Below are 4241 nucleotides of genomic sequence, written 5' to 3'. Positions count from 1 at the left end.
CCTCGGTCAGCGCCTCCAGCGCGAACTTCGTCGACGAGTAGTAGGCGTTGGGCGGGTTGGCCACCAGGCCGGTCATCGACGAGATGTTGACGATGTGACCCGAGCCGCGGGCGCGCATCGCCGGCAACACCGCCTTGATCATGTCGACGGCGCCGAAGTAGTTGACGTCAAACAACTTCCGGACCTCGACGTCCTCGCCTTCCTCGACCGCGGATAGGTAGCCGTGACCGGCGTTGTTGACCAGGACGTCGATCCCGCCGAACGCCTCGCCGGCCGCGGTCACCGCCGCCGCGATCTGGGTCGGGTCGGTCACGTCGAGGGCGAGGGCCAACGCCCGGTCGCCGAACTCGTCGACGAGATCGGCCACCGACTCGGCCCGGCGCGCGGTCACCGCCACGCTGTGGCCCTCGGCGAGAGCGGCGCGGGCGATCTCGCGCCCGAAGCCGGTGGAGCACCCGGTGATCAGCCAGCGCGCCATCTCTAGGCCGTCCCTTCCGGTAGGCGACGCAAATACGCCGCGCGCCGCTCGGCGAGCTGGGCCGCCCGCTGCTGCGGGCTCACCCGCGCCAGGTGCGGCACTTCGGAGTCGAGCCGGTCGAGCTTGACGACCCTGCCGCGCGCGCCCAGGGTCTCTCGCGGACCGGCCTCGCCGAACTCGGCCATCCGCAGCGTCAGGATGCCCTCGCGCAGCCCGTCGGAGTCGATCCAGTTCGCGACGCCGGGATCGGACGGCGCGATCACGTAGGTGTAGGTGCCGTCCTCGTTGGTCACCGACTGCGCCTTGTTCAGGCTGCCGGTGCGGTCCACGATGTCCAGGGTGGTGCCCCAGATGTTGCTCAGCGGCACGGTGAAGTACTCGGCGCCACCGTCATCGAGGTCGACGACGAAGGCCTCGTCCTCGGCGAGGTCGAAGCGTCCCATCACATACACCTGGTTGCGCATCGCGCCGACCTTGTCGGCCGACCAGGCCAGGTCGAAATGGTTGGGCGGCATCTTGTACACGCCGTGGCTGAGTTTCCCGGTGAAGTCGGCGAAGTAGGCCATCATCGCCGCGGTCGCCTCGGCCTGCTCGTCGAGCGTGCGCGCCGCCGCGCCCGGTGGGCCGCCGAGCCGTTCGACGCTGAGATGGTTCGGGTCATCGCGGCCCCAGTCCAGCAGCACGTCGCGGATGTAGAACTCATGTGCCGCAGGCGAAGTCTGCACATGGTTGGGGCGCCCGCCGGCGGGTTCCGCGTCGACGGTGATGGTGAAGCTGCCGTCGGAGTCCACCGCCATGGTCCGGCCGTTGAGCACGTTCAGGGTGCCCATGCGGGCATCCCAGAGCGTGAAGTAGTTCTCCGTCATGCGGTGCTCACCGACCCGGCCGCGGATCTCGTAGCGCTCGTCCCCGGAGATCGGGATCACCCGGTACACGCTGTCGGGATTGTCGATGCCCCAACGGGATCCGGGGATACGGCGGCCGTTCACGGGGTGGGCCAGCCGGGTGATGCAGCTGACCTTGGGCCGCAACTTGTCCTGGTTGGACGACCACACCGCCGCCGAGAACATCACCTCGGCGAAGGAGTCGTCGAACCGCGCCCGCATGGCGGCCGACGCCTTGGCCCGTCCCAGCCAGGTCTCGGCAACGGTGCGGTAGGCCGCCTTGACTTCTGCGTGCTCGATCAGCTCCAGCGCCGCCAGTTCCTGTTCGTGCTGAGATGTTGTCGCGATCGGGTCATCGGGCATGCACCGCTCCTCACTGGTACCGAAACCGCTTGTTGTACAACGTGAAACGCTCGTCGACCTGCTCTGGCCGCAGGCCGTAGTCCGCCAGGTCGTAGGGCGGTCGCGGCGCCTCGCGGGGACGCTCGGCCAGCCAGCGCCGCATCGCGGTCTCCGCCGCGGCGGTCAACGGCAACCCGACGTCGTCGTAGACGCGGGCGACCTGGCCGATCGGGTCGGCCACGGCGTCGTCGAACGCGATGTCGGTGACGCGCGCGGCGTCGTCGGTCCACCCGTCGCGGACCGCCATCGCACGGTCGTTGGTCCAGCCCATGCGCTGCAACCACTCCGCGCCCACCCGGTGGGGGTCGACGGTGTCGGCGTGCATCGCGTGCAGGGTCGCGTTCAGGCCGGCCCCCGACGCGATCGTGGTGCGCGGGTCGCGGTGCATGTGCACGATGTGCAGATCCGGGAATCGGGCGCGCAGCAGGTCCAGGTAGCCCAGATGCGCCGGCGACTTGAGCACCCAGCGCTCCCCGGCCGTCCCGGCCCGGCGCTTCTGCCACTGCAGGAACTGCAGCATCCGGTACAGGTAGTCGTAGGCGGGCGTGAAATCCTGCTCGTCGATCCAGGACCGGTAGGCCGGAAGGTGCGCACCGGATTCGGGCACGTGCGACAGGAAAGCGTCAGCCAGGAAGACGATCTCCTCCTCGGCCTCCCGGGCGTACATCGGGTGGATGGCGAACAGTTCCGGCGCCAGTTCCCGGGACTTGGCCTCCCGGGCTTCGGCCACCGCGATGCGGGGATCGACACCGGAGAACCGGTCGTCGAGACGCGGCGCGACCTCCACGACCTCCCAGCCTTGGGCGCAGTGGAAACGCGGGTCGGCGGCCAGCAGTCGCTGCAGCAGGGTGGTGCCGCTGCGCATCATGCCCACCACGACGACGGGCGCGACCACCCGCTCGTCGAGGATCTCGGGGTGGCGGCGGAGCCATTCCAGGGCACGCAACCGCATGCGCAGGCTGTGCACGATGCCCGACCGCAGGATGTGGGCCCCGACGGCGTTGAGGTCGGCATGGGCGTAGTCGGCCAGCAGCACGCCCAGCGGGCGTTCGAAATCCCCCGGCCCCCAGTCGGTCAGGGCCTCCTTGCGCTGCGCGTCGGCCAGCACGCCGGCGGCATCGAAGGCGTCCGGGTGGGGCACGGGCTCAGAACTTCAGGTGCCGGCTGACGTCGCCGACCTGGTCGACGAACATCGTGCGGGTGTCGAACCACCACGCCCCGTCGACCCGGTGAAAGGTGTCCTTGTAATGCCCGGTCACGATCACCTGCAGCGGCAGCTCGGGAGTGGCCTGGGTGACGCAGTAGTAGGACGTGCTGCGGGCGGTCCCGCCGGCCTCGTCGATGTGTAGTTGCACGTTGCTGGTGTTGTGTTTGGTCTTGGGGGTGCCGTCCTCGTAGATGCGGGTGGCCATCTCGTACATCTTCCGCACGCCGGCCGATCCGGTGAACACCGTCTCGGGCGGGCCGTTCTCGACTCCGCAGATGCGGCCGTGGGCGAAAAGGCCCGCGACGGCGTCGAGGTCACCGGCGTCGATAAGTTCGGCGTAGCGGTAGATCAGGTTGGTGATCTCAATGGCGCTGTCATTCACTCGGGCTCGCTCCTGCCTGGTGACCGTCGCAGACCATCGTGGCAGAGCCGGCCTTACTTTCATAGAACCAACCATTACTCTGATCGCGTGGCAGCACCGTGGACGCCGGGCCGGCTCGGCGACCTGACCGGCAAGCGGGTGATCGTGACCGGCGCGACCAACGGCGTCGGCCTGGGCACGACGCGCGCCCTGGCCAGGGCCGGCGCCCACGTGATCCTGGCTGTGCGCAACACCGAACTCGGCGACGTCGACATCCTGGTCAACAACGCCGGCACCCTGACCGACCACCGCACCGAGACCGCCGACGGATTCGAGACGACGCTGGCCACCAACCTGCTCGGACCGTTCGCCCTGACCAACCTGCTGCTGCCGCGGGTGCGCTCGCAGATCATCAACGTCGGCTCCGACGCGCACTGCATCAGCGAACCCCTGCCGCCGGGCAACTACGTCGGGGTCAGCGGCCGGTTCGGACTGCGCGGCGGCCCCGTCCTGATCGGCCGCACGGAGCTGGCGTGCGACTACGACACGGCCGCCCGCCTGGTGGCGTTCGCCGAAAAGGCAACCAGCACAACGATGGAGATCTAGCCATGGGTGAACCCGAGCGGGAACTCGCGAACACCGTCGCCGTCGTCACCGGCGCGGGGCGCGGCCAGGGACGCAGCCACGCCGTGGCGCTGGCCGGGCAGGGCGCCGACATCATCGCCGTGGACCTGTGCGCCGACATCGACGCGATCCCCTACCCGCTGGCCACCAAAGCCGACCTCGACGAGACCGTGCGACTGGTCCGGGCCGCGGGCGGCAGGGCGGTGCCCGTCGTCGCCGACGTCCGCGACCTCGAACAGCTGGAGGCCGGGGTGCGCGCCGGCGTCGACGAACTCGGCGAGATCG

Annotated in this window: 6 protein-coding genes; 2 read left to right on the top strand and 4 right to left on the bottom strand. The window is 69.5% G+C overall.

Annotated features, from left to right (window positions below; genetic code table 11):
* The 4 genes from AC2VOR_RS19770 to AC2VOR_RS19755 form a co-directional block, all read right to left on the bottom strand.
* On the bottom strand, positions 1–478 hold a 478-nt coding region (locus AC2VOR_RS19770), incomplete at its 3' end, for an SDR family NAD(P)-dependent oxidoreductase (RefSeq protein WP_486964357.1).
* Positions 479–480: 2 nt separating this feature from the next.
* The gene (locus AC2VOR_RS19765; RefSeq protein ID WP_369738376.1) at positions 481–1725 is read right to left on the bottom strand and encodes a hypothetical protein; all 1245 of its coding nucleotides are present in this window, start codon (positions 1723–1725) and stop codon (positions 481–483) included.
* 10 nt (positions 1726–1735) lie between these two features.
* Positions 1736–2905: a sulfotransferase family protein gene (locus tag AC2VOR_RS19760; protein WP_369738375.1), complete on the bottom strand. Its 1170-nt coding sequence runs from the start codon at positions 2903–2905 to the stop codon at positions 1736–1738.
* A 4-nt stretch (positions 2906–2909) separates the two neighbouring features.
* Positions 2910–3353, bottom strand: a complete 444-nt coding sequence (locus tag AC2VOR_RS19755) for a nuclear transport factor 2 family protein (RefSeq protein ID WP_369738374.1) — start codon at positions 3351–3353, stop codon at positions 2910–2912.
* A gap of 87 nt (positions 3354–3440) precedes the next feature.
* On the opposite strand from AC2VOR_RS19755, the gene AC2VOR_RS19750 reads away from it, so the two are divergent.
* Together AC2VOR_RS19750 and AC2VOR_RS19745 are read left to right on the top strand one after the other, a co-directional pair.
* Positions 3441–3938 carry an SDR family NAD(P)-dependent oxidoreductase gene (locus tag AC2VOR_RS19750; protein ID WP_369738373.1) on the top strand — a complete coding sequence of 166 codons (498 nt, stop codon included), beginning with the start codon at positions 3441–3443 and terminating at the stop codon, positions 3936–3938.
* Positions 3939–3940: 2 nt separating this feature from the next.
* Positions 3941–4241: SDR family NAD(P)-dependent oxidoreductase (locus tag AC2VOR_RS19745; RefSeq protein WP_486964356.1), on the top strand; the 301-nt coding region annotated here is incomplete at its 3' end.

Source organism: Mycobacterium sp. TH-M103 (assembly GCF_057473785.1).
This window is presented reverse-complemented; position numbering and strand designations above follow the sequence as displayed.